Origin of the sequence: Streptomyces sp. NBC_01515 (assembly GCF_045040345.1) — a bacterium.
Lineage (GTDB): Bacteria > Actinomycetota > Actinomycetes > Streptomycetales > Streptomycetaceae > Streptomyces.
The window spans coordinates 32,520-56,600 of the sequence record NZ_CP109416.1; the positions used below are offsets into that span (position 1 = coordinate 32,520).

Sequence of the window (24,081 nt, forward strand, 5' to 3'; positions counted from 1 at the left end):
CCGGAGAGCTCCACATTTGCGCTCAGGCACAAGAGTGTGTCGCCGCCGGCGAGAGCGTGCCAGGGTTCCGCCAGGCCAATAAGGCACCGTGGCCGAATCCGACGTTCGACCGCCCGAACCAGGAGGAACTCGCGTGCTTTCGAAGAGATCCAAAGTGACCACCGGCACCATCGGAGCCCTGACCGCCGGAGTCCTCGTCCTGAGCGCCACCCCCGCGTCCGCGAGCGGTAGCTACAGCGGCCTGGCCTACGTCTACGGTGCGGGGGTCTTCACCGACGACTGGGACAACGAAGGCATCGTGGACACCAGCCACAACACCGCGTCCAACGCGACCTGCCTGTGGCAGAAGATCCTGTGGGCCGACGGCGAACTCGCCGCTTCCGGCATCGACGGTGACTTCGGGCCCACCACCAAGGCCGCGACCGCGAGATGGCAGACCAAGTTCCAGGTCGACAGCGACGGCTCGGCCGGGAAGAACACCTGGACCGCGGCCGGCAACTGGCTGCGCAACTCGTCCTACGGGACGGACGGCACGGTGGCCAAGTACATCGGCACCGAGTTCATCATCGACGTCACACGCGACAGCGACGGCTACTACCACTTCGTAGACGGCACCGGCGCCGGCCGCATCGCCGGATACAACTACCGGACCTGCTCGTAGCTGCGGATCTTCAGCGATGAACAACCCTTGTCCGTAGCCGCATGGCGGCGAGTCCGAGGTGTGCCGGGCCCACGACGGCCGCGTGCACACCTCGCTCAGCCGTCATGGCGGGCAGCGTCCTCCGCGCGGCGGAGGGCGTGGCGGAGGTACCCGCACGGACGTCCTGCCGCGCCGGCGCCAAGGGCCTCCTGAGCCTCGTCGAGCCAGCACTGAGCGAAGCAGTTCCTCGGCAACAGGCCGGAGTTTCGCCTCCGCACGCACCGATTCCGCTGCTGTGGCGGTGACGAAGACCGCGGCGACGGGACGGCGGTATGGCTGTGTAGGTGTCAGCGGGGATCAGGCACACATTCCGTGAGGACGATCACCGGGGTCGGGCTTTCCAATGGGCGTCGACGGTGTTCAGACTGCCCACCCGCCGGTGTTCGAGTACGACTCGTAGGAGTACCGAGTGCGGCGGTCCCATTCCTCGCCGGTGATGCGCTCGTAGGCGTGGTCTGGCGTGTAGAGCATGAGCGGCGTCGTTCGGGCAGGCATCGGTGATCCGCTTTCGGCGTGCGTCGTCACGCCGACGAAGGTAGCCGGTCCGCTCCCCCGCTGCTGGCGTCTGCGGGCCCGGTAGCAACGCCACAGCACCCACGCTGTACAGACGATGAGCAGAGCTTCTTCGCCCATGCCCAGGTGCACGCCAGTTGGCCGTGGTGCGACACCCGAACCAGCGCGTCACCGTACTTGGTTCAGCGGTGGACAGCGACGACTGAGACCTCCGCGTTCATCGCATGCAACCGTCCGACTGCTTGGAGCAGTGAGACCCGGGCGAAGGCGAAGAGCGAGTCGACACGGATGTCCTGTCCGTCCTTGAGGAGGATCCCGAAGGCCACCCGGAGGGTGCCGAAGTCGTGAAGCAGCGGTGGTCCGGCGCTTCCCGGACAATGCGCAGCGTTCAGCAGTCCTCGGCCTTTGTGGCGGAAGGCGGCAGCGCCAGGACCAGCAGAGCGTCGATGGTTTCGCCGTCGGACAGCAATGCACGGACGGCAACCCCGCAGTCCGGCACCACACATCCTGCCGCTATCCAACCCCACAATGCGAATCAACACCCACCGGCCCCTCCTTTCTCCCCGGAAACAGTCGGCGCCACGGCCGCCCCGAAGGCTCAGCCGGTCTTCCCGTTCGGGCCCTGGCCCAGCTCACCCCCGCGTCGCAGAGGATGGCGAACGTCTCGCGAACCAACACCGAACCGGAGACGGCTCGCCCCCAAGGACAGAGAACCGTCGGGGGCAGCGGGAACCTCTCCGAACGCAGATCGCAGCCAGGGCCGCCGACGGCCGGCGCAGCCCGGCACGGCAGACGGCGGCGCCGTCACTGCCCCATCGCGGCCTGCTCACAAGCGCCCCTTCCGCGGACGGGACCGCAGGCGCTCAGCTGCGCCTGGCCATGAGGCGAGGAGGCGGGCGATAGGGTCGAGCGGGTGACACCCGAGACACTGTTCAGCCTGCCCGGTAACACGTTGCCCGTGCCTGCTTCGCTGGAGGAGGCGGTCCGGCACGGCGAGGTTTTCACCAGGCGCTGGGTCGTCGATGCGATCTTGGACATGGTCGGGTACACCGCGGATGAGGATCTTGCCGTCAGGCGCCTGGTCGAGCCGGCGTGCGGCACCGGCGCGTTCCTGAGTGCGGTCGTGGAACGGCTCAGCGCCTCGTGCCGCGCGCACGGCCGCGGGCTGCTGGATGCGATCGATGCCATCGAGGCGTTCGACCTGGTCGAGGTGAACGTGGAGCGCAGCCGGGAGGCTGTCGCCGACATACTGCGCGCGGACGGGTGGGGCACGGCAGAGGTCGGCAAGGCGGTCGCCTCATGGGTGGTGCAGGGGGATTTTCTCCTGCAGGACACGCGTGCGGAAACCGCTGATTTCGTGGTGGGCAATCCGCCGTACATCAGGCTGGAAGACGTTCCGGACGAGCGGATGGAGGCCTATCGGAGGTCTTGTTCCGCGATGGGAGGCCGGGCGGATATCTACGTCGGTTTCTTCGAGCTGGGCCTACGCCGCCTGAAGCCGGAAGGGCGGCTCGGCTTCATCTGCGCCGACCGGTGGATGCGCAATCAGTACGGGCGCGGCCTGCGCAATCTCGTCACGCAGCGCTACAGCATGGATCTTGTGGTGACCATGCACGATGTGGACGCGTTCGAAGAGCGGGTTTCGGCCTACCCTGCCATTACCGTCATCAGAAACGGCCGCCAGGGATCTGCCGTCGCCGCCGACACCACGGGGGCTTTCGGCGCCCGGCAGGCCCGGGAACTGCAGGTGTGGTCGGCCAGCGGGGACGAGGCGCTCATTACGACGCCGGCGTTCCATGCGGCGCGGCTGCCGCACTGGTTTGCGGGTGAGGACTCCTGGCCTCAGGCCTCTCCCGCACGCCTGGCGATGCTGGAAGACCTCAGTGACCGCTTCCCCCTGCTGGAGGACCAGTCCACCGGCACACGGGTGGGGATCGGGATCGCCACCGGGGCGGACAAGGTCTTCCTGACCGAGGACCGTACTGCGGTCGAAGAGGACCGTCTGCTGCCGCTGGCGATGGTCCGCGACACCACCAGCGGCACCCTTTCCTGGGACGGCACCTACCTGGTCAATCCGTGGAGCCGTGAGGGTCACCTGGTGGATCTCGACGGCTTTCCGCGGCTCGCTGCGTACTTCGAGAGGCACCGGACCGCACTGAGTAAGCGCTATGTCGCTCTCAAGCAGCCCAGCCGCTGGTACAAGACCATCGACAAGGTCGACGCCAAGCTCACCGCCCGGCCCAAGCTGCTGCTGCCGGACATGAAGCTGACCATCCACCCCGTCCTGGACGAGGGAGGCCACTACCCGCACCACAATCTGTACTTCGTCGTGTCCGACACCTGGGACCTGCGCGTGCTGGGCGGTCTGCTGCTGTCGAAAGTGGCCCAGGCGTTCGTCGAGGCATACGCGGTCAAGATGCGCGGCGGCACGCTTCGCTTCCAGGCGCAGTACCTGCGTAAGATCCGTGTCCCGGATCCAGCAGGGATCCCGGCGGGGGTTGGCTCAGCGCTGGTCAAAGCGTTCGAGGACCGGGACGTGCAAGCCGCAACGCAGGCAGCGCTGCAGGCGTACGGACTGGAGAACCTCCCGGACTGAACGCAAGCGGGAGGGGCGCTGTGACGGTCAGCCGTCAGGAGTTCGAAGACGCCATAGCGGCGTACTGGGGAGTCAAGAACACCCAGCGGGAGCTGTCCGCGATCAAGGACGCCGTCGGGGCCGGCACCGCCGGCTCCGTCCGCGGCGGCAAGCACTTCGACACCATCGCCGCGCTACTGGCCAAGTTCTTCCTCGATGCGGCTACCCGCCCGGCGACATCCGCATCAGCACGCAGCAGCGCCTGGAACTCCCCGGCTACTACCGTCCTCAAAAACAGTGGGATGTGGTTGTCTCCCACGGCACCACCCTGGTCGCGGCCTTCGAACTCAAAGCGCTCGGCGGTCCGTCCTTCAGCAACAACTACAACAACCGGATCGAAGAAGCCCTGGGAAGCGCCGTCGATCTGCAACGCGCCGCTCTCACCGAGCTGTATCCCGGTGAAAAGCCGTGGCTGGGCTACTTCTTCATCATGGAAGACCACCCCAAGTCCCGCTCCCCGGTCCGGATCGCCGACGGGGCTCTTCCCGTGCACGACATCTGGCACAACACCTCCTACCAGGACCGCTTCGGGATCTTCTGCGAGCGGTTGATGGCCGAGGGACTCTACGACTCCGTCTGCTACATCACCTCCTCCCCCGCCGAACCCACACCCGCCGAACCCGTCAGCGGCCTGGACTGGCGCCACTTCGCCGCCGCCATCAACGCCCGCATCTCCTACCTCGCCGAGCTCGGACTCCCCCTGCCATAGGGCTGGTCGGCAAGGGAACGGCGCACCCAACCACCATCCCCCGGCAACTGTGGCAACAGGCCCAAAACAGCCCCCGGCCGGCGTCCCATCGGGTTCCAGTCGCCGCGGGCGTCAACTCGACGTGCCCGGCGACGTGTTCCCCTCCCGATGCGCCTCCTGCGACGTTCCCGCCAGCACCTGCAGCACCATCGCGGCCGGTACGCCCCAGCCGCCCCACCTCCGTCGGCTATCTGGTGCGGGCTGCGGTGAGGCGCCCCTGTTGCTGGGCCTGGTTGCGCACGTCGCGCAGGGACAGCCGCAGGCCGTCGGCGGTGGTGATGTGCCAGAAGGCCATGCCGGTGCAGCGGCGGGTGCCGCAGATGGTTTTCCCGGCCTCGTCCGCGCTGGTGAAGCGGTCGCCGCTGGGCAGGGTGATGACTCCGTCGGCGTCGACGGTGGCCGTGTGGTGCCGGCCTGCGTGGTCGGCTTCGATCCGGGTGCCGGGGGCCAGGATGCCCTGGCGCATCAGGCGGGCCAGGTCGGTGCGCAGCGGGCGTCGGCGTGGTGGGGGTGCCGCAGTGGCCGGTGTGGGCGGGGGTGGTGGGCCGGCGGGTGTCTGGAAGGCGGGTGGGTGCAGGCCGAGGCGGTGGGGGTCCCAGATGCGCAGGCACAGGCGGCGGTAGAGCTCGCCGCGGATCTCGACGGCCTGCCCCATCGTGGCGTTGCCCAGTTCCCGGAAGTGGCCTTCGATGTCGTTGTCCGCGATGAACCGTCGCAGGGCGGGGTGGTTCTTGCGGTAGTCGGGGGCGAGGATCGCGGCCAGGGCGTTTTCGCGGGCGTAGTGGCGGCGTTTGGTCTCCAGGGGCAGGTCGTTGTAGCTGGCGTTGTCGCTGCGGCGCAGCAGGACCAGCACGCCCAGGCGGGCGCGCCAGGCGCGGAAGGTGGCCTCGTCGGGGGCGTCGTGGGGGACGTGGCGTTCGGGGTGGTTGGCGTAGAGGTGCTCGATCTGCCAGTGGCGTTCGGCGCCGAGGTAGCCGGCGCTGAGGTCGGTTCGGCCCAGGCCGGTTTCGACGTAGGCGGTCAGGCGGGCCAGGAGGTAGCGCACCTGGGCCTTGGTGTTGCCGCGCATGCCGAAGGTGACGACCTGCTGGAAGGTGGTGTCGGGCAGTTCGGCCGAGAGGATGTCGGCGACGTCCGCGGTGGTGGCGCAGCCGCGCAGGCGCGGGATGAGGCGGTGGATGTCGTGGTGGAAGTCCTTGGCCTGGACGGGTTCGTCGTTGAGGATGCGCTCGACATAGAGACGGTCCAGGAAGTTGGCGATCAGGGCCGCTTTCTGCTTGGCGGGCGTGTCCGTGTCGTGAGGCTGGATCGCCGCCAGGATCATCGCCATCTGGCCGCCGAGGCCGTTGGTGTCGTTGTAGTAGAGGGCAGACAGTCCCTGGTCGGGATAGGGGCGTTTGCAGGCCTCAAGGAAGGTGCGGTGGTGTCCGGCCAGCCGCAGCAGGTCCTCGACGAAGCGGAAGTAGTCGTCCGGGTGGCGCAGTCCGATGCGCTCGCGGTGCTTGCGGACCCAGATGTGCAGCGCGGCGTCGATCTCCGGCCCGTCCCCGGTGTCGCTGTCCCCGCCGAGGTCGGCGTAGCGGGCCAGGAGGGCGGCTTTGAGGAAGGTGCGGGGGGCGTCGGTGTCGTCGCGGACGCTGGTGAGTTCGGCGAGCATGCGGCGCCATTGTTCGTTGAGTTTCTCCTCGTCCCTGCGCGCGTTCGACAGCAGGAAGCTCTTGACCAGGTCGACCGGGGTCAGGCGGGCGCCACGGTCGTTCATCGACTCGAAGATGCGGAAACCGCTGTCGCGGCTGGGTGCGCGGATGCCGACCAGCACGACCTTCGACAGCAGCCAGTCCACGAACTGCGGACAGTGCTCCGCCTCCAGCCGCTCCTCCAGCAGATCGGCGATCTGCCGGCTGCGCTCGTGCAGGTTGCGCACCGACAGCGAGGCCTGCGGCGGGAGTTCGTAGGGCCGGTCGCGGTAGAGGGCCTCCAGCGCGTCCTGGCGCTCGTCGATGTCGAGGCGGAACATCAGGCGGTTGCCGGGGCCGAAGTCGGTGATGACCCGCTCCAGTTTGCTCACGGCGTCGCGCTGCCTCCACTCGACCGCGGCCCTAAACAGGTGCAGGAACAGCAGGTGCAGTGTGGTGAAGCGTTGCTGGCCGTCCACCAGGAACCGCTCGCTGTCGGACTGCTGGACGTAGACGAACGGGCCGAGGAAGAACGCCTCCGCGTTCCTGCTGAGCAGGCGGCCCTGACTCTGCAGCGTCTCGAAGGCCTCGAACAAGTCCTCCACCAGCGTGCTGACGTCCTGCGCCGACCAGGCGTACTCCCGCTGGTAGTACTCGATCTGATAGTGGGCCTGCCCGAACAGCTCCTTCAGATCGAACGTGTCGCCCTGGATCGTCCCAACCGTCACCACGCCTCACCCCCGAGCAGATACCGTGCGCCCCAACTCGTCCTGCTCCGCAGGCATTTACCCAGCGTAGGCAGCCGCGCAACCCACCAGACCCACACCAGCACCCGCACCCGCACCCGCACCCGCACCCGCACCCGGCCGATCCCCCGAACAGCCACGCTCGGCGGGGCAAGGCTCACTGCAGCCCAACTCCACACGAACAACGCGGAACTGTCCTGACTCCTGGACCGTGGACGGACAGCGTGCAGGAGGATCTGGCCGACACTCGCCCCTGTCCAGGGGCCGGGGAATTTGGCATCGCCGCGTGAGCCTCTGAGCAATCCGCAGGACGTTGCCCAGGCACATGAGGGCTCTACCGCCGTGAGTACAGCACTGCGTGCGCCTGAGGGTGGCGAGTCCCGCGTCCGCGCTTGTTCTCTCTTTCGATCATCCGGTCACGATGAGGGTGAGGTCCGCCCTGAGCCGGACGTGAAGGTGACCGTCAGCCGGCAGTCCAGTGCCGAGGCGATGCGGTCCAGGAGTGCCAGGGTGGGCAGGTCCCGCCCGGATTCGATGCGTGAGATCGCGGCCTGCCCGGTCCCGGCGAGTTCGGCCAGGCGTGTCTGGGACATGCCTCGCTGCCGGCGCCAGGACCGCACCAGGCCGGCGGTGTCGTTCACCGTCCGGCGTCCGCGCTGTAGCGGGGCAGAGCAGTGGTGTCGATCTTCCAGCCGGTGACGGTGACGGTGTCTGCGAAGGTGTAGTGCTGCCTGTTGTCGTAGGTGGGTTCGCCGGTGCGGCGTGTGGGCGCCCAGTGATGGACAGCGGTCCCGTCCCGGGGGTCGACGATCAGGTAGTGCGGCACTCCCATGGCCGGATAGTCGCGCAGCTTGCCCTCGTAGCCGTTGCCCGGGTTGGACCGGGAGACGATCTCGATCACCAGGTGGCAGCGGCGCGGGTCGATGGCATCGCTCTCGGCTGTGGCCTCTTCCTCGTCGATCACGACGAGGTCGGGGACCCGCAGAATACCCAGTGCCTCATCCTCCATGTCGGTTCCGGGCATGAGGACCAGGTCCGTACCCAGTTGGGGCTCCAGCTGGGTGCGCAGGCGGTGGGCAACGAGCTGATGCTGCTTCTTCGGGCTCATCATCAGCCGCTGGCCGTGGCTGATCTCCGGCCAGGCCAGCGGCTCAGGCTTGTCGAAGGCCTCACGGAATTCACGAAGATGCCCGTAGATGCTCTGCTCCGTCACACCCCCACCGTATTTGACGAAATCGTCATGACACGTGAGGAACGAACCACCCCGATCCGCCAGGCGCGCCGCACATCCGCAGGGGTGTACCGGGCGCCGGCCGCCGGCGCCGTGCCGGGAGCAGCGGCTCGCCTCGGGATGCACGAGCGTCACCCGCCACACCGCCAGGGCAGTTCACCCCGCATGCGGCCAGGCTCTCGTCAACAACCAGACGGGCCGGGCCCGGTCTGCCCGTCGGAGTCAGTGGAGCGTCACGTCCGCACATGGCTTCACCAATGAGTCGCCCCTGCTGGCTTCGAACGTGCCAGCTGACCCCAGAGGAACGACTTTGGTGGTCCCAGGTAGCGATCACGGGGACGTGATGCGAACGAGTATTCTGGCCCCACCCGTTGTCCGTGCTCGCCGGAGCCGGGCATTCGGATGGGCCAGGGGTCAAGCAGCCGGTGGCTGCTGGGCCGGGGGGTTCGCCTTCAGCTTCTCGAATGCGGTGGGCGTCGAGCGGTGAGGCAGGAAGTCCTTGATCTGCTGAGCGCAGTCGGCCGGAGTGGCGGTGCTCGTGTCGCACTCGATGTCGTAGAGACCGTGGGCATGAACCTGGGTGATCTGGCGTGCGGCCAGCCCCGGTGCGCGGTCCCCGCGCTCCTGCTCTCGCCGTTCCAGTTCCTGCAGAGGGCAGTGCACTCCGACCAGTACCACGTCTTCGGGGGCGAAGAGCGCGACACAGTCGAGCAGGTACCAGGGTTCACTCAGGACGTGGTCCACCACGACGTTGTTGCCGCCCGCAGCCATACCGGCGACCGCACGATGGAAGCCCATGAATGCACGCCTGAGCACCGATGGCAGTTCGTCCGGAGCGATGGCCCGCTGCGACCGCATGGCATCGAGCATGTCCACCGGCATGTGGAAGTACATATCGTCCAAGACCGTGAGGAGCGCCTTGGCGATGCTCGACTTCCCAGAACTCGACGTGCCGTTCAGAAAGATGATCAGCCCGCCGGATGACTGCGAAGCACCCGCCGAGCCCGCATTCCCGTGCGATCCAGTTCCTGTTGGAGCCGCCATCATCTTCCCCCCGCTTCATGAGCTGCCCTCATCTGATCATGATGCATGCTCGGATACCGGCCTGTACGGGTGGTCGATCAAGAGGCTGCGGTGGCCTGTTGGCGGGCTTTGGTGTGGGCCAGGCGGTAGGAGTCGCTGCCCGTCTCAATGATGGTGCCGCCGAAGGCGAGGCAGTCCACGATAGCCGCGCAAAACCTGGGGCCGGTGAACGTCTTGGTCCACGAGAAGAACGACTCGTTGGAGGCAATCGCCATACTGTTCTTCACCTCACACTCCGTCAACACCTGGAACAGCAGCTCAGCGCTGCACCGGTCCAGCTCCATATAACCCAGCTCGTCAATGCAGAGAAGATCGACCCGTCCGTAGCGGGCGATGGTCTTGGTCAGCAGCTTCTCGTCGGCGGCCTCGACGAGCTCGTTGACGAGCTTGGTGGCCAGGACGTACTTGACCCGGAAGCCGGCCATCGCGGCCTCGGTGCCCAGCGCGATCAGCAGGTGCGACTTGCCGATGCCCGAGTCGCCGATCAGACACAGAGGCAGCCCTTTGCGGACCCAGTCGCACGAGGCCAGGGTATGGACGGCTGCGGGGTCGGTGGCGGAGTTCGCGTCGAAGTCGAACGTGCGAAGCGCCTTCTCGCGGGGAAAGCCCGCGGCTTTGATCCGGCGCTCGGAACGGCGGCGGTTGCGGTCGTCGCACTCGGCCATCAGCAGCTCGGCCAGGAACCCGCGGTAGGTCATCTGGTCGCGGGCCGCGGCGTCGGCGAGCTCGGAGAACTGGCCGCGCATCGTGGGCAGTCGCAGGTTGCGGCAGGCCGCGTCGATGGCGGCGTCAGCAGCCGGTTCGGTCAGGCCGCGGTGACGGGTGACGCTCATGGAAGGACTCCTGCAGCTGGTGGGACGCCCGGCCGATGGCCGGGTGTGACGCAGGAGTTGGTCGTAGGCGGCCACCGACGGCAGCGGACGCGGGTCCAGCGGCAGCGCAGCCAGCCGGCGCGCGGTCAGTGACGTCACCGGAGCGGCGATTCGGCCGAGTGCCGTGTCCGGACCAGCCTGGCTGGGGGCCTCGTGTTCGGCGGCCCGGCGTGCTTCCAGAGCGACCGCGTCCGAGGTCAACGCGTCGGCCTGCAGGGCGGCGGCGATCCCGGCGACGACGTGGTCGTGGCTCATATGCCGGTGCAGCAGCAGGACTTCGATCAGCGCGCGGGTGCCGGCCGCGTCGCCGTGCGCGCGGCTGGTGGCTTCCCACCAGGCGTCGTGCACCGGGGTGAACTTCCCCGCCGCCCGGGCCTGTTCCAGCGCAGTGGCCCCGGGCAGTGCGCCGGGCTTGCGCAGCAGTCCTTCCAGGTAGTGGTCCAGGTCCAGGCGGCTGCCGCTGCGGGTGGCCCGTCCCCCCTGCCAGGTTCGGCGGTATCAAGGGCCTGCCCCACACGATGCGGACAGCCGCCAGACCGTCACCGGCGGACAGAACACAGGCACGCGCTGGGCGGTGACGGAGGGCATACAGTCCTCGGGCGCGTACCGCCGCGACGACGCGCAGCGGCCCGCCATAATGGGAGTCATGGCAGCCAGCCCACCGCCCCACGCTTCGTCCCAGACACCGGACCTGTCCGGCGCGTACGCCGAGGACCTCGCGCTCTACCGGGAGAAGTTCGTTCAGCGTCTGCCGACATCACTGGAGGAATTGGACGGGCCCACCAAGGGGGTCGTGGAGCTGCCGCTGCACATGGCCTGGTCCGGGCTGACCGCCTACGACCTGGGCAAGCCGCGCCAGCGCATGGGCCTGTACCGCACCGTCCTGCACGAGGGCCTGCGCGAGGACCTGCCCCACTACCTCAACCAGGACCTGCTCCTGCAGATGTGGCCCATCCTGCGCACCCTCACGGGCCGCACCGTGCGCACGGTGTGGGAAGACGCCTTTCCCCAGCTCGCCGCCCGTGCCCGGGCAGCCGCGTGAGGGACATGCCGCAGCTGCACACCCGGCTCCTGGCGGATGTGATCGACCTCGGCTCCCCCTATCCGCTGGTCCTCACCGGCGGATACGCCGTGCGGGCACAACGGTGAATAGCCGCCCAGCTCCTTCTACAGCCGAACCCGCCCCGGCAGGGGCAGGCCTTCCCAGCCGCACCGATCACCTCCAGCAGGACGGGCCCATGCGCGGTGCGGTGGCCTGCCGGATCACTCCGGCCGCTCCGCTGCCTCCTGTGCCGTCGGCCGCCGCCCGCAGGCCCGGCTCCGCCCGGCACAGCACCTACACCGCCCTTCGCCGAGGACGAACCCGGCGCTCCGACCGGTCTCTGGACGCACCATCACGTACCGGTCCAGGTCACAGGCCCCGGCCCGCGGGCGGCGCGGGCGCCCGCGCCGAGCTGGAGGTACGGGACGGGTCCCGGCGGGCCGACGTGCTGGCCTCCGCCCCGGACGGCTCCTGGCGGATCGCGCCGGAAGCCCGGCTGTCGCCCGATACCGATACGGACATCGCGGCCCGCCTGTGGGCGTCAGCGCCGGTCGGCGTTCAGTCCGTTCATCGTGAGGTCGAGGAGGCGTTCGGCCTGCTCGCGCTGTTCGGGCTTCGCCGAGGTGAGGGCGATGCCGGTGAGGGCGGCGAACATGTCGGACGGGCCGATGTCGGACCGGATGGCGCCGGCGGCGGTGGCGGCGTCGAGGAGCGCTGTCAGGGCTTCCAGGATCATGTCGTGGCTCTGGGCGTAGGGGTTGACGCCCGTTTCTGTGACGCTGCGGAGGGCTTCGGCCATGCCGAACTTGGCCGTCGCGTAGTCGATGAAGCGGCCCATCCAGGCGCGCAGGGCTTCGCGCGGGGGCAGCGTCGCCAGGAGTTCGGGGCCGGCGTCGCACAGCCGTGCCAGTTCGTTGCGGTAGGCCGCCTCGATCAGGACCTCCCGGGTCGGGAAGTTGCGGTAGAGGGTGCCGGAGCCGACTTCCGCCTCCTTGGCGATGCGTTCGAGGTGCGCGTCCAGCCCCTGTTCGGCGAACACCCGCACCGCTGCGGACAGGATCTTTTCCCGGTTCCGCTGGGCGTCGGCCCTCAGCGGTCGCCCGGTGTCCCTGGCCATCTGCGCTCTCCTCACGCTCGCGGCGGTCACATTTGCTAAGTGGGGGCGTCTCCGCTTACGCTCATGAAAGTGGCGGCGCCTCCGGTTCCACTCTACGGGACGCGCCGTACCCACGGCTTACCCGCCCGCCCTCGGACCGAGGGCGGCTCGCCCCCGTGTTCAGGCACCCACCCGCGCGCCGGGTCGGCTCGCGCTGCGCACAAACAAACTTCAGGAGAAAAATGAGCCGCACGCTCGAAGGAAAGACCGCCGTCATCACCGGCGGCGCGTCCGGCGTGGGCCTGGGCATCGCCCAGGAATTCGCGGACCACGGCGCCAAAGTAGTCATCACCGACCTCCAGCAGTCGGCGCTGGACCAGGCGATCGCCGCGATCGGGCCGAACGCCTCGGGATTCGTCGCGGACGTCACCAAGCTCGCCGACATGGAGTCGATGTACGCGCACGTCATCGACCGGTACGGACGCCTCGACGCCGTCGTCGCCAACGCCGGCCTCGGAGCACACGCCCCTCTCGGATCGATCACCGAGGAGCAGTTCGACCGGACCTTCAACGTCAACGCCAAGGGCGTGCTGTTCACCGTGCAGCCGGCCATTCCGCTCCTCCCGAGCGGCGGCACGATCGTCATCATCGGGTCGACGGGCTCCATTCATGTCCCGCGCGGCATGGGCCTGTACGGCGGCTCCAAGGCCGCCGTGCGCGGCTTCGTCCGCGCCTGGATCCAGGACATCAAGGGGACAGGCATCCGGATGAACGTCCTCAGCCCCGGCGCGGTGGACACCGAATCCCTGCGGCGCGCCCTCGCGATGGCGCAGGGCCCCGACCAGGTGGACGCCGGAGTCAAGGCGATGGGCCAGGACAACCCGACCGGGCGGATCGCGGACGTGCGGGAGATCGGCAAGGCCGCCGTGTTCCTGTCCAGCGACGCCTCCAGCTTCATCACCGGTGCCGAACTGTTCGTGGACGGCGGCATGGCCCAGGTGTAACCGCCGCACCCCCGGCCCGTGGGCGATCGGCCACACCCCCGCCACGGCGGCCGCCGTCATCCAGCAGGACGGAACGATCCTGGCCGACGCCCCCGACTCCCCGTCCCTGACCGTGCTCCGCGGCTGGCCCCAGAGCGGGAAGAGGCCGTGCGCCCGCCCCCGCCACATAGACCCCCGCCCCGGTCCGTACCGGCGACGGCTGAGACCTGGGACTCTCCCGGCAGCCGCTGCCGCCCCGTCCGCCCCTCCCCCGCACAGTGCCACGCGACGCTTCCTGCCGCCCGGCGTGAGTACCGCAGATATTCACGACAAATGACGTCGCCGCCGTGCGGTGCCACAGGAATGCGGCAGACGGGCCGTCCCTTGATCACCCATCGTTGGACTCCCGGGGCTCGGGTGCTGCCGGTGGTCTGGAAGGCCAGGGCGTGGACGACGACTTTTGGACCGGCTGGCCGGACCGGTGGGCCGGCATGGACTGCGACGTGCGGACGGCCTCGGGCGCGATCCCACGCGAGGTCAAGGACGGGTTCGGGTATGACGAGGTCCCCTGGCAGCGGTTCCGGCACTTCTACGGCCCGGGCGAGGAGATCCCCGGATTGCTCGCCACGCCCGCGTCCGGGGACACCGATGCCGCTGACACGGCCTTGAAGCGCCTTTGGAACAGTCTTCACCACCAGGTGTCGCCGTCCACCGTGTGGCGGCGCTTGCTGCAGCCCGTGACCACGCGACGGCGCAGCCAAGACGCAGAGCGAGATCACCTCGATGGGGAGGGCTAGCGAGTTCGCCGGGTTGTTGTCGGGTGCCGGGTAAGAGTGAGTCCGGCATCAGCGAGACAGCCGTCGATGAGGTCGGGCCGGAGCTGGATATGACGCAGACCCCGGCGGAGGGTGGTCACCACCGTCACGTTCCGGGACGACGGGGCGGCCGGCGCCGAACCGAATGCGATCTCGGCTCCCGCCTGGCCCGCGGTGGTGTCCGCCACGCGGCGAACAAAATACCGGCCGCGCCGATCACGGCCTGGAGGGCCGCCACACCGGCCGACAGGCAGATCGCGGTGCAGGCAGCCAGGATGCACACGAGCGCGATCAAATCGACTGTGCGGTGATCAAGCTCTTCCGGGGATTCCTGGGCGGTATCCGAAACAACAGAGTTCTCTTCTGGTGGCTCAACCTGCGAGGGCACCGCCGTTCCTTCCCGGTCGGGAAGGACGGGCTCGCGAGGAACTCGGCCCCTGGAAAAGCAACAAGCCGCTTCACGCCGCATGTCTCCTGGGGTTAATTCCCCGGCTTCCATCGCTCACGCGATGAAGCCCGCCCCCCAAAAACATGCAACCAAGCGGCTACACACAGCAAACGTAAGTCGAGTACCGACAGCGTGTCAACTCCCTTCCGACAATGCCGTCAACGCCACCTCCCCTGGCTCTCCGGGCGGCCGGCCCGGCCGCACCGAGCGCCGCGCCGCCCCGCCATCCATCCGATGCGTCGCCAACAGCCGCACCCGCCCTCCGACCGCCCTTCACCCGAGTCGAGAATGAAATCGACGCTCCGATCGATCTCCTGACGCACCATCACTCGACGGTCGGAATCACGTGTCCCGGCCGGCAGCACGGCACCTGTCAGCGGCCGGCCAACAGCAGGAGGGCGTGCGCGGACAGTTCGGAGGTGTGCGCATGCATGGTGGCCGGCCCAGCGCCCTTCTGCACACCCGTGCCGTACGGAAGATGTCGATGGTTCGTCATCGGCCATGTGTTTCGGCACCCGGCCCGCTGATCGTTTACCGCCCCGTGCCGGGCCGTCCCCCCGGCGCGGCAGTGAAGATCTCGCTCCTCGATCTCGAATCGGTGAATCCTCAACTGATCAGGCGTCAGCAGCATCAACCGGCCTATAGCCTGCCGATCCATCTCATCCCTGGGGGATCATGACGGACATCATGCCGCCGCTGCCCGACACTCCGCCGCTCCCTGCTCAGCCGCCCGCGCCGCCCCGCAGAGGCCTCGGTGCGGCCGCCGCCGGCCTCCTCGGACTGGCAGCCGGGGCCGCCCTGACGGGCGCCGTCTGGGGCATCACCGCCACCACCGGCACAGGGCCCGGCACGTTCACGCTCCATGGAGCCCTCGCCCTCAACGAGGACGCCTCCGACAACGGCAGCGGCTGTCAGGGCACCGGCGGTTACGACGACATCGCGGAGGGAACCTCCGTCACCGTGTACGGAGCAGACGGAGACGTCATCGCCACCGGCCACCTCGGCGACAGCAAGTCCCCCAGCTACGGCACCTGCACCTTCGACGTCTCCGTGCCCGACGTCCCCAAGGGCGAGAAGTTCTACAAGGTCGAGGTCAGTCACCGCGGCACTCTGCAACTCACCGCGGAAGAAGCCCAGAACGGCGAATTCGCCGGCACCCTCGGATAAACCACACCCCCACCCGGCCGGCCCACACATCCCTGCCGCCCCCACCCGCGGCGGCGGCAGGGATGCGCCGCGGACGGTGCGCCCGCAGCGATCTCCCCTCACCACGTGCGGGCCCTGCGTGCCGGTCAGGGGTTTCCGGGACTGCCCGCCAGGCCCAATGGCCCGTCCCCCCTGCCAGGATCGGCGGTATCAAGGGCCTGCCCCACACGATGCGGACAGCTGTCCCGTCTCAGTTGATCTGGGCCACGTCCAGGGCGGCGATCTGCGACGACCAGGTCATCTGAGACGCGTGCCTGTGGAAGATCTCAGATGTTCTGGTCCCCGGCCCACGAATGCCAGCCGCTGTCTCAGTTGACCTGGTTCGGCGGCTGCCTTGTCTCCGGTGGGTCCATTCGAGCCCTTGACTATCCGTTGATGATCGACATCAATGCTGCGGTGAAGGGCGTGGGGTCCAGGTCGCCGCGGATGGCCAGTTGCTGGTTGTAGCTGATGCAGAGGGCGACGAACCCTTCGGCGATCTGTTCGGCCTGCCGACGGCGACGGTCGGGTACCAGCTCGGCGACCGCGGCCCGCATGGCGGCGAGCTGTTGTTGAACAACGGCCGCCAACGGCGGCGACACTGCGGCTTCGGCGTAGATCTGGGCGACCAGTCGAGCATGGCCGGTGTCACGCGCCAGGGCGCGTACGTGTTCGAGGAAACCCTCGACGGCCTCGGCGGTGAGCGTCTTCGGCAGGGCTTCGGTCCCCTGCTCGCAGACGGCGACGACGATCTCGTCCTTGCTGGCGAAGTACCGGTAGATGGCCCCGTTGGAGAGCCCGGACTCGGTGACGATGTCGGCCATGGACGTGCGGGCGAAGCCGTGGCTGGCGAACCGGGCGCGGGCGGCGTCCACGATCTGCTGACGGCGGGCGTCAAGGTGCGCTTGGCTGACCCTGGGCATAAAAAGAGTGACCCCTCGTTTTACTTGGTACGTTAGAGGACCGTACCGCACCATCGACTTTCAGGAGCTGTCATGCGTTATCGGACGTTCGGCCGGCTGACCGGACTACGAATGTCGGAGTACGCGCTCGGAACGGCGAACTTCGGCACATCGGCCGCCAGCGCCGGCCCCGAGGGCTCGCGGCAGATCTTCGACGCCTTCGTCGCCGCCGGCGGCACCACGTTCGACACGTCCAACCTCTACCAGGACGGACAGGCCGAAACCATGCTCGGCGGGCTGCTCGGCCGCCAACGGGACGACTTCGTGGTGATCACCAAGTACACCGGGACACGGCAGGAACAGCCCCGCCCTGGCACGACCGGAAACAGCCGCAAGACCATGATCCGCTCTCTGGAGGCGAGTCTGCGCCGCCTGAGCACCGACTACGTAGACGTCTTCATGCCGCACTTCCCCGACGGAACCACCCCGGTCGAGGAGATCCTGGCCGGATTCGACGATCTCGTCCGCTCCGGCAAGATCCTCCACGGCGGACTCTCCAACTTCCCAGCCTGGCGCGTCTCCGGCGCCGCGATACGGGCGGACCTGCGTAATCTGGCCCCGCTCGTCGGCATTCAGACCGAGTACAGCCTGGCCGAACGATCCGCCGAGCGGGAACTGCTGCCGATGGCGCAGGCCCACGGCCTGGGCGCGTTCCTGTACTCCCCGCTGGCGGGAGGACTACTCACCGGCAAGTACCGGCAAGGCGAACAGGGCCGGTTGACTGCTCGCGGCGACGCAATCGAGGGCACCGCACAGCGCACCGCCGTCGTCGACGCCGTACTGGCGATCGCTGACGAGATCGACGCCAGCGCAATCCAGGTCTCCCTGGCCTGGCTGCGCCGCCGGGCCGCCTTGGCCGGCACCGCCCTGATCCCGATCGTCGGCCCCCGCTCCCTGATGCACCTGGAGGAATACCTCAGGTCTCTCCACCTCGAACTCGGCGACCAGTACTACCAGCTTCTGGACCAGGCCAGTGCGGTCCGGATGGGAACCCCGCACGAGGACGTCGCGGCTGCCCTGAACCACGGCTTCGACGGCGACCGCACGCTACTCGACCCTCCCGCCGTTCCCGTCATCTGATCCGCACCGCTCATACTTCACCGTTGTCCGGACAGTGTCACGGGAAACGACCATCAACCAGACGGACCAGATCAACTGAGACGGCGAGCGAATCGGACCAGATCACCTGAGGCAGGGACCAGATCGGCCGAGACGGGACAACAGCCGCCAGACCGTCACCGGCGGACTGGCTTCGTATGTGAAGTCGGGTTCTGGCGGTCGGGTGGCCCGGGGGAATTTCACCCCCGGGCTCCCACAGATCCCGGCGTGACAGTCTCCCGTCACCGGGCTCCTATTGCCCTGATCACCAGATCGAGTGGACCCATTTCCAGTGGGCGAAGAAAAGCGGGTACGCGCTGGTGACCTGCTTCCATCGCCGGTGGAAATTCTTGAAGGTCTTCAGCCGCCGATATTTCTTGCGGACCCAGCGCATCAGGTAGTAGTTGATGCGCTTGAGGAGGGGATACAACTCGGTGCGATAGAACGCACCGTAGTACTGCATCCAGCCGCGGATGATGGGGTTGAGCCATCGCGCGAACTCGCCGAGGGTATAGCCGATGTGCATGTGGAGCCGCCAGGAGCGGACTTCCATGCTCATCTTCTTGAGGGCATCCTTGCTGGGCGCCGGAAGGAACGAAGTGAAGATCTTTCCGTTCCGGCCTCGTGCTGGACGACGCTGGAACGTGAAACCGAGGAAGGTAAACGACGTTGCCGCGACTCCGTCGTGGCGCCCGTCTCTTCCGCAGTACACGATCCGGGTCTTGGCCGGGTGCAGTTGCAGGCCAACCTCTTCCATCCTGTCCCCGATCGCCTTCAGGACCGCACGGGCCCGGCGCACGGAATCGCAGTGCACGACTGCGTCATCCGCATAGCGTTCGAACTGAACGTCCGGAAAGTTCCGGGAGAGCCACAGGTCGAACGCATAGTGCAGAAACAGGTTCGCCAGCACGGGAGAAACCGCTGAACCTTGTGGGGTTCCGCGATCCCTCTGCCGCAAGGTGCCGTCGGGAAGTTGCAGTGGAGCGGCAAGCCACCGCTTCACATACAACACGACCCACGCGGCATCGGTATGGGTTTCCACTGCCTTGATGACGAGGTCCCAACGGACGCTGTCGAAGAATTTGGAGACATCGAGATCGACGGCCCACTTCTTCTTCCAGCACCGCCGCCGGCATGCCTCAATCGCGTTCAGAGCCGACCTGCCCGGCCGGTAGCCGTAGGAGTCCGGGTGGAACACCGGTTCCACCTGCTTCTCCAGATGAGCGGCCACCACCGTCTGGGCGATTCTGTCAGCGACCGTGGGCACACCGAGCAAACGAACCCCGTCGCCATGCGACTTCGGGATTTCCACACCTTTCACCGGAGGAGGAAAGTAGCTTCCCGAGGACATCCGATTCCAGATCTTGTAGAGATTCCCCTTCAGATCCTTCTCGAACTCCTCGATCGTGCAGCCGTCCACCCCCGGAGCACCCTGATTGGCCTTGACCTTCAGGTATGCCTCCCAGACCTCCGTCTTGGATATCTCGAACGACTTGATCTGTGACTTCAGCTCGCCCACGCAGCTCCTCCCAGGGAACTCCTGGTTGACCGAACAAACGAACCACGGACAATCCGGCCCCTTCGCTCCGCTCCCACCGCGCCCAGCAGGAGGTTCACCGCTACTACGAACCGGTCCGCCAACACACCTCGCATCGGTACTCAGTTCCTCGCGGGTTGTCCGCTTGGAAGGCTCCCTTTCACAACACTGCGGGAAAACGCAGAGTTGAGGCATCGAAGTGTGTCTTCCCACGTTCCGCACGAAAGCAGCAGACCAGATTCACGTCGCCTCCACGCCGAGCACCACCTGGCCAGTAAACGGGTTTCCGCCAGACTCATCCCGGGCCAAAAAGTAACACCCGGTTCTGATGCCATTTCATCAATAACGACGCGTCAACAGCGATCCCCTGTAAGGGGACTGCGCTCCGTCTCTCTGATCCCCACCTGACGCCTCACGGACGCCTTTTCCACAGTCGCTCACCACGGTCGCGTCACCGCTTCCGCAGCATGTGGCGGTTTGAAGCCTCCCCCCGCAGGGCGACTCCGAAGGGCCGAAAGTCCTTCATCTCTCGTGCAGCACCGCGTTCAGCTACTCAACTACCGCAAGCAGCCTCCCGCGTTCGTGGCACACCTTTTTCCGTGAAGTAGTCACGGAGAGTCAGATCTTCGGGGCCATGCGATAACGGTCTGGATGGGCACGCAGCCGAGGTGAAGTGAGTTCGAGGGCCCGATTGTCACGTCCGGCGCTCATGTGGTTGAGCCAACGTTCGTACCAGTCGAGGAAGTCGATGGCGGAGGAGACGTTGGGGCCCCAAAACCCATCACTGTTGCCAGTCAGGACGCGGCCGGTGAGGGGACCGGTCACTGCTATGACGCATACGTCGGTGCAGCCCATCTCGATGACGTGGAGGAAGAGATCGCTTTCGTGGTCCCCGGGTCCTGCGCCTTCGAAGCCGCGGGGCGTCCCTGGTTCTCCGCGCGAATTCATGACCAGCAGGGAACACCGCTCCAGCGGCAGGAGTCCGTAGAACGGCGACGCGCCTGAGCCTCCGATGTGCGTGAGGAACTGCCGATAGGCGTCGGGCAGGGCGATGCCGTGCCCGGCCTCAAACCCAGTGACGCGTGTTTCCGCCAGTTTCGGACCGAGGCGGAACTGGTGCTGCTCTTCCCCGAAGGAGTGGCTGCGAAGTGGTTGGAACGGGATCGCTGCCAGCTTGCGACGCAGGCGGGGTATGCGGGGATCCACGGTGTATCTTCTCTCGTCCCCGTCACCCTATGGGTGACTGTGGTCAACTGGCCAGGAGGGCCCTCTTCCGTAGGAGAGCAAAGCCGGCCCGGCCGAACATCTGGCGCTTGAGCATCTTGATTCGGTTGACGTGTCCTTCAACGACGCCGGAGTTCCACGGCAAGGTGAGGCCGGCGATGACGGCGTCGCGGTCACGGTCGATGCCTGCGGCGAGGGTGTGGAGGCTGGGGAGATCGTCTCGCCGGACGGCGTCGAGCCACTGCGGAAGCCGGTCGCCCTGGCGCTCGGTGAGCAGCTGAGCGAAGGACCGGACGTGGCCCGCAAGGGCGTCGAGTTCGGGGCAGTTGACCAGGACTACCTTGAGCCGGACTTGTTCGATCTCGGTGAGGGATTCCGGGCGGCTGAGAATCCATCTGGTGACCAGACGGGGCGCCGGTGGCTGTGCGGTGACCGGTCGGGGTGACGTGCGCTTCTTCCTGAAGTAGGCGCTGACGATGCCGTAGCTGCCTTTGTAGCCGAGCGGGACGATCTCCTCCCAGAGCTTCCAGGCATTGGTTGCGCCCTCGTTCCAGCGTTCGTCGAGGTAGGGCTTGTAGTCATCCAGGGCGGAGGTCCGGTTGTTTTGCCATTGCCCGTGGAAGAGGTCTTCGGGCCTGGCGGCGTCGGCGAGGCTTTTGACGGTGCGGTGGGTCATCTGGAGTTGGCGGCCGACGGAGCGGCGGCTGTGGCCGGCATCCAGCATCGCGTGGACGGTGGCGTGCCTGGCCCGGATGCGGTTGGCGAACCTGTCGCTTTTCCATGGCGACGTCAGGGACTCTTCGGACGGTGTGGGCTCGTCGCGCTCTTGACCGTCACCGGCTGGTTCGGGAACCAGGATGCGCAGGCACTGGCGGTGACGGGCGACTGCCCGCTCGGCGGCCTCGCCGAGGTTGTGCCACAGGTGCCACCGGTCGGCAATCTGAGTTGCCTGGGGTGCCCCAGCCCTGGCGCCTTCGGCGAAGAACGGAGCCCGATCTCGGCAGACCACCTCGATGCCGGGCCGTTTGGCCAGCCACTTTGCCAGGCTGGATGCCTCCCGGTCAGGCAGCAGGTCCACTGGCCGTCGGGTTTCCACATCGACCAGAACCGTGCCGTAGACGCGGCCCTTGCGCGTGGCGTACTCATCGACGCCGACTACCCGCGGGGCTGGTGCCTCCGGCTCGGGCAACGCATCGAGCAGTCGCAAGACCGTGCTGCGGCTGACGGACACCCCGAAGACGCTTGCCATTCGGGCGCCGGCTCGGCCAGCGAGCGCGAGACCAACCGCGGCAAGCGTCGAACGCAGCCGCTCGGTCCACCGGCTGTATCTCCGGGTCAGCCCCGGCATCTGTTCGACAAAGGTCCGCCGTTCGCGCGAAGTATCCCGGCAGAAGAACCTGCGGACCCGCAGACATAGGACAACCCGTCGCCCTGCACTGGGTACATCAGCTGGAAACCTCAGGTAGGAGCTGTGTATTCGGCTCGAACCGCTCCCGCAGCCCGGGCACGCGGCCCCGGCCGCCGCGCTACAAACCTCGATGCGTACAGCCTCGTCGTTCACGTCGATCGACAGCACCGTCACGTCTGCGACCGAGGGGAACAACAACTCCTCCAGCCGGAACACTGCTTCTTCCACGGCACTGAACTGTCGCCCACGCGAACACCACCACTGATCATTTTCAGGCAACTTCCCGGAGGCTGCTGCGCGCGCCAGCCGTCACTCACCGTGTTCGCTTCACGGAAGTTGAGCCAGAACCTGAAGTCGGACTCCACTTGTCTGTCAGTTCTGACTCCACCTGCGGCTGTGGGCACCGCTTTGTGTAGCTGACATTTGACTCCACCTGCTGACGTCGGAGGCTTGGTGGAGGCGGCTCTCGGTAGGTTCCGGACGTGGATCAGCGGGCCGTGTTCGAGGAAGTGTGCGCGGTGCTGGCGGGCTCCGCCAACGGCGGTGCGGTCGGTCACCGGCTCTGTCGGCGGCCGGGCGTCGAACCGTTGGTTGGGCTGGCGCTGTCAGCCGGTAGGGGTGCCGATATGGTCGCGTTCGAGTGCGGAGCGCAGTTGGCGGAGAGCTTGGGCGGCGGCTGCTGTCGTGGACTGGTCGAGGGCGCCTTCGACCAGCTCGCTCAGGCCCGCGGCGAAAGTGGTCTCGGCGGCACCGAGGAGCTGTGAGCCGTCGGCGGTCAGTGCCAGGAGTGAGGACCTGCGGTCCGCCGGGTTGGTCTGGCGGACGATCCACCCCTGGTTCTCCAGGCGGTCGGCGCCCTTGCTGGTCGCGCCGACGCCGATGGCGAATTCCGCGGCGAGATCGGCCACCCGGGCCCCCGGGTGCTCGCGCAGGAACCGCAGAAACTCGAACTGCGACGTCACGATCCCGTGCCGCTCGCGCAGGCGGTCGTTGAGCGCGTTGTACAGGCGCGTCTCGCAGCGGACAAGATCCGCGAAGAATCCCTGGAGGTCGGCGACGCCGTCCGATTTATATGCCACGGCATATAGTGTAGTGGAAGGTACTTCGACAGGAGAGAACAGATGAGCAAAGACCAGCTCGCCAAGATCGACGCGCTGCTCCGCCGGCCCCGACCTGGAGGTGAGCGCTCCGTCGAGCAGTTGCGCGCCGGATTCAGGGCACTCATGGACACGATGATCGTGCCGGACGACATCCGCACCAGTGTGACCACGCTCGGCGGCCGACCCGCCCTGCACGTCACACCGGACAACGGCACGCGCCCGGGCACGATCCTGTACTTCCACGGCGGCGGCTTCGTCTTCGGCTCCCCCGAGACCGCGCTGTCGCTGACCGCGCAGCTCGTCTCGAAGACCGGGTTCGACTCGTACTCGGTGGACTACCGGCTGGCCCCCGAGCACCCGTTCCCGGCTGGTCTGGAAGACAACCTGAGCGCTTACCGCGCCCTCCTCGACGGCGGCCTCGACCCGTCCGCCATCGCGTTCGCCGGAGACTCCGCCGGCGGCGGTTACTCGGTCACCACCGCCCTGGCCGCCCGCGACGCGGGGCTTCCGCTGCCCGCCGTGATCGTGACCTTCTCCCCGGGCCTGGACGCCACCCGGACCGGGGAGAGCATGACGACCAAGGACGGCATCGATCCGATCTTCACCCGCGAGGCCGTGATGCACACCGGGGCCATGTATCTCGCCGGCCAGGACCCCCAGCAGCCCCTGCTCAGTCCGGCCCTCTTCGCCGACCTGACCGGGTTCCCCCCGCTCCTGATCCAAGTGGGCACCAACGAGATCCTCCTCGACGATTCCACCCGCCTCGCCGCCCGCGCGCGCGACGCCGGAGTCGATGTCATCCTCGACATCACCGCCGACGCCCCCCACGTCTTCCAGGCCTTCGCCGGCGGCACGCTCGACGAAGCCGACCAGGCACTCGACCGCGCCGCCCTCTTCCTCGCCCAGCACATCCCCACCCCCTGACCACCGGGGAGGCGGCCTGGCGCGGACCGTGTTCGGTCGTTGCCCCGGTATGACA

At 67.5% G+C, this 24,081-nt stretch carries 24 protein-coding genes; 9 read left to right on the forward strand and 15 right to left on the reverse strand.

Features of this window, described 5'->3' with window-relative positions:
• The first annotated feature begins 133 nt into the window (after nucleotides 1-133).
• On the forward strand, nucleotides 134-661 hold the full coding sequence (locus OG407_RS00105) for a peptidoglycan-binding protein (protein ID WP_405853783.1): 528 nt from the start codon (nucleotides 134-136) through the stop codon (nucleotides 659-661).
• A 734-nt stretch (nucleotides 662-1,395) separates the two neighbouring features.
• Here the strand turns inward: OG407_RS00105 and OG407_RS00110 are convergent.
• Complete coding sequence (locus OG407_RS00110) at nucleotides 1,396-1,719, reverse strand: DUF6119 family protein (protein WP_405868207.1); 324 nt, start codon at nucleotides 1,717-1,719, stop codon at nucleotides 1,396-1,398.
• Between the two features lie 407 nt (nucleotides 1,720-2,126).
• On the opposite strand from OG407_RS00110, the gene OG407_RS00115 reads away from it, so the two are divergent.
• Entirely contained in the window at nucleotides 2,127-3,809 is a 1,683-nt protein-coding gene (locus tag OG407_RS00115; RefSeq protein ID WP_405853784.1) for an Eco57I restriction-modification methylase domain-containing protein, read from the forward strand.
• The gene (locus tag OG407_RS00120) at nucleotides 3,712-4,557 is read left to right on the forward strand and encodes a PaeR7I family type II restriction endonuclease (protein ID WP_405853786.1); all 846 of its coding nucleotides are present in this window, start codon (nucleotides 3,712-3,714) and stop codon (nucleotides 4,555-4,557) included. The genes OG407_RS00115 and OG407_RS00120 overlap by 98 nt, the downstream gene beginning before the upstream one ends.
• A gap of 226 nt (nucleotides 4,558-4,783) precedes the next feature.
• Here the strand turns inward: OG407_RS00120 and OG407_RS00125 are convergent, their stop codons facing one another.
• The 5 genes from OG407_RS00125 to istB all read right to left on the reverse strand — a co-directional run bounded on the left by OG407_RS00125 (nucleotide 4,784) and on the right by istB (nucleotide 10,165).
• Complete coding sequence (locus OG407_RS00125) at nucleotides 4,784-7,000, reverse strand: DUF262 domain-containing protein (RefSeq protein WP_405853788.1); 2,217 nt, start codon at nucleotides 6,998-7,000, stop codon at nucleotides 4,784-4,786.
• A 434-nt stretch (nucleotides 7,001-7,434) separates the two neighbouring features.
• Nucleotides 7,435-7,659 (reverse strand): helix-turn-helix domain-containing protein, encoded by a 225-nt coding sequence (locus OG407_RS00130; protein ID WP_405853789.1) that lies wholly within the window; start codon nucleotides 7,657-7,659, stop codon nucleotides 7,435-7,437.
• Nucleotides 7,656-8,231 (reverse strand): Uma2 family endonuclease, encoded by a 576-nt coding sequence (locus OG407_RS00135; RefSeq protein WP_405853791.1) that lies wholly within the window; start codon nucleotides 8,229-8,231, stop codon nucleotides 7,656-7,658. Before OG407_RS00135 ends, OG407_RS00130 begins: the two co-directional genes overlap by 4 nt.
• Before the next feature lie 432 nt (nucleotides 8,232-8,663).
• Nucleotides 8,664-9,293: a chloramphenicol phosphotransferase CPT family protein gene (locus OG407_RS00140; RefSeq protein ID WP_405868209.1), complete on the reverse strand. Its 630-nt coding sequence runs from the start codon at nucleotides 9,291-9,293 to the stop codon at nucleotides 8,664-8,666.
• A gap of 77 nt (nucleotides 9,294-9,370) precedes the next feature.
• On the reverse strand, nucleotides 9,371-10,165 hold the full coding sequence (istB, locus tag OG407_RS00145; protein WP_405868211.1) for an IS21-like element helper ATPase IstB: 795 nt from the start codon (nucleotides 10,163-10,165) through the stop codon (nucleotides 9,371-9,373).
• Nucleotides 10,166-10,850: 685 nt separating this feature from the next.
• Here istB and OG407_RS00150 point away from each other — a divergent pair.
• Nucleotides 10,851-11,246 (forward strand): hypothetical protein, encoded by a 396-nt coding sequence (locus tag OG407_RS00150; RefSeq protein ID WP_405853793.1) that lies wholly within the window; start codon nucleotides 10,851-10,853, stop codon nucleotides 11,244-11,246.
• Nucleotides 11,247-11,615: 369 nt separating this feature from the next.
• On the opposite strand, the gene OG407_RS00155 is transcribed toward OG407_RS00150, so the two are convergent.
• Nucleotides 11,616-11,768, reverse strand: a complete 153-nt coding sequence (locus tag OG407_RS00155; RefSeq protein WP_405853795.1) for a hypothetical protein — start codon at nucleotides 11,766-11,768, stop codon at nucleotides 11,616-11,618.
• Between the two features lie 19 nt (nucleotides 11,769-11,787).
• Complete coding sequence (locus OG407_RS00160) at nucleotides 11,788-12,363, reverse strand: TetR/AcrR family transcriptional regulator (protein WP_405853797.1); 576 nt, start codon at nucleotides 12,361-12,363, stop codon at nucleotides 11,788-11,790.
• A 221-nt stretch (nucleotides 12,364-12,584) separates the two neighbouring features.
• Here OG407_RS00160 and OG407_RS00165 point away from each other — a divergent pair, with 221 nt between their 5' ends.
• Complete coding sequence (locus tag OG407_RS00165; protein WP_405853799.1) at nucleotides 12,585-13,346, forward strand: SDR family NAD(P)-dependent oxidoreductase; 762 nt, start codon at nucleotides 12,585-12,587, stop codon at nucleotides 13,344-13,346.
• A 425-nt stretch (nucleotides 13,347-13,771) separates the two neighbouring features.
• The gene (locus OG407_RS00170; RefSeq protein ID WP_405853801.1) at nucleotides 13,772-14,122 is read left to right on the forward strand and encodes a hypothetical protein; all 351 of its coding nucleotides are present in this window, start codon (nucleotides 13,772-13,774) and stop codon (nucleotides 14,120-14,122) included.
• 124 nt (nucleotides 14,123-14,246) lie between these two features.
• Here the strand turns inward: OG407_RS00170 and OG407_RS00175 are convergent, their stop codons facing one another.
• Nucleotides 14,247-14,528 carry a hypothetical protein gene (locus OG407_RS00175; RefSeq protein WP_405853803.1) on the reverse strand — a complete coding sequence of 94 codons (282 nt, stop codon included), beginning with the start codon at nucleotides 14,526-14,528 and terminating at the stop codon, nucleotides 14,247-14,249.
• Between the two features lie 433 nt (nucleotides 14,529-14,961).
• Entirely contained in the window at nucleotides 14,962-15,084 is a 123-nt protein-coding gene (locus tag OG407_RS00180) for a hypothetical protein (protein WP_405853804.1), read from the reverse strand.
• Nucleotides 15,085-15,263: 179 nt separating this feature from the next.
• Here OG407_RS00180 and OG407_RS00185 point away from each other — a divergent pair, with 179 nt between their 5' ends.
• Nucleotides 15,264-15,755: a hypothetical protein gene (locus tag OG407_RS00185; protein ID WP_405853806.1), complete on the forward strand. Its 492-nt coding sequence runs from the start codon at nucleotides 15,264-15,266 to the stop codon at nucleotides 15,753-15,755.
• 404 nt (nucleotides 15,756-16,159) lie between these two features.
• Here OG407_RS00185 and OG407_RS00190 read toward each other — a convergent pair whose 3' ends face one another.
• Complete coding sequence (locus OG407_RS00190) at nucleotides 16,160-16,696, reverse strand: TetR/AcrR family transcriptional regulator (protein WP_405853808.1); 537 nt, start codon at nucleotides 16,694-16,696, stop codon at nucleotides 16,160-16,162.
• 72 nt (nucleotides 16,697-16,768) lie between these two features.
• Between OG407_RS00190 and OG407_RS00195 the strand changes: the two genes are divergently transcribed.
• A complete protein-coding gene (locus OG407_RS00195) occupies nucleotides 16,769-17,815 on the forward strand; it encodes an aldo/keto reductase (protein ID WP_405853810.1) in 1,047 nt (348 codons plus the stop codon).
• A gap of 283 nt (nucleotides 17,816-18,098) precedes the next feature.
• Here the strand turns inward: OG407_RS00195 and ltrA are convergent, their stop codons facing one another.
• From ltrA to OG407_RS00215, 4 genes are all read right to left on the reverse strand, one after another.
• Nucleotides 18,099-19,352, reverse strand: a complete 1,254-nt coding sequence (ltrA, locus tag OG407_RS00200; protein ID WP_405853811.1) for a group II intron reverse transcriptase/maturase — start codon at nucleotides 19,350-19,352, stop codon at nucleotides 18,099-18,101.
• 636 nt (nucleotides 19,353-19,988) lie between these two features.
• Complete coding sequence (locus OG407_RS00205; protein ID WP_405853813.1) at nucleotides 19,989-20,576, reverse strand: SMI1/KNR4 family protein; 588 nt, start codon at nucleotides 20,574-20,576, stop codon at nucleotides 19,989-19,991.
• A 43-nt stretch (nucleotides 20,577-20,619) separates the two neighbouring features.
• Nucleotides 20,620-22,230: an ISL3 family transposase gene (locus OG407_RS00210; protein WP_405853815.1), complete on the reverse strand. Its 1,611-nt coding sequence runs from the start codon at nucleotides 22,228-22,230 to the stop codon at nucleotides 20,620-20,622.
• Nucleotides 22,231-22,607: 377 nt separating this feature from the next.
• Nucleotides 22,608-23,081: a MarR family winged helix-turn-helix transcriptional regulator gene (locus tag OG407_RS00215; RefSeq protein WP_405853817.1), complete on the reverse strand. Its 474-nt coding sequence runs from the start codon at nucleotides 23,079-23,081 to the stop codon at nucleotides 22,608-22,610.
• Nucleotides 23,082-23,123: 42 nt separating this feature from the next.
• Here OG407_RS00215 and OG407_RS00220 point away from each other — a divergent pair, with 42 nt between their 5' ends.
• Nucleotides 23,124-24,026 carry an alpha/beta hydrolase gene (locus OG407_RS00220; RefSeq protein ID WP_405853819.1) on the forward strand — a complete coding sequence of 301 codons (903 nt, stop codon included), beginning with the start codon at nucleotides 23,124-23,126 and terminating at the stop codon, nucleotides 24,024-24,026.
• Nucleotides 24,027-24,081 lie beyond the last annotated feature (55 nt).